This window comes from Vibrio sp. TH_r3 (genome assembly GCF_033101115.1).
In the GTDB taxonomy this organism is placed as follows: Bacteria; Pseudomonadota; Gammaproteobacteria; order Enterobacterales; family Vibrionaceae; genus Vibrio.
The window spans coordinates 1-694 of sequence record NZ_JAWMPW010000077.1 but is presented as its reverse complement, the minus strand read 5'-3'; the positions used below and the strand labels follow the sequence as shown (position 1 = coordinate 694).

Here is a 694-nt window from a genome sequence, read left to right as displayed (position 1 = left end):
AGAGCGAGATGATAAAGCCTTTGTTCAGCAAAGGCTTTCTTGCTTTCCCGTAGCAATCCAGAGAATTTTACTTAAAGAGTATCTCTCAAAGCCAACCAAGTTTGAGCGCAATAGTTACCTACGTATAACGACAGACCAGATTGCAAATAAGCTGTCTATCTCGTTGACCCAACTTGAGTTAAATCTATCCGAAAATGATTTACGCGAAAAAGCTAAACATTTAGCTACTTCCGTATTGGCTATTCGTCGTCAGTATCTCAACGATGCTTTAGCGATAGAGTCCGTTAAAGGACTGATTACACAGCAAGGTATTGTACTTAACTCGGTTCAGCGTTCTATTCAGGGTGAAATGGGGCGTTATAGTGATCATAAATGGTGGTTACGGAAGCTTAGAAAAGTACTTAGACGGAATATTGAAGCGGTTCTTCATCATCTAAATCAGGTAAACAAGATAAAGAGTTTGTATTGTTCTAATCCTACTTTAACGGCTAGATTAAACCAAAAGGCTTATCAAAAAGAGTATTTAGCTAATACGATAGCTACTAATGAACTCGGCCAAAGTTTTTCCTTATTAGAGTTATCTCAAAAAGGGGTATCTGATCCAAAAATCAGAAAAGGGGAATTAATGGTGCGTGCAAGAGGATTTGAAGATATGGCGAAAGAGCTAAACCATGAAGCCGGATTTCTTACTATT

The 694-nt window shown here is 38.2% G+C and carries 1 protein-coding gene; it reads left to right on the top strand.

Features of this window, described 5'->3' with window-relative positions:
* The coding region (locus R3X26_RS18825; protein WP_317718852.1) for a replication endonuclease at window positions 1–694 on the top strand (694 nt) is incomplete at both ends.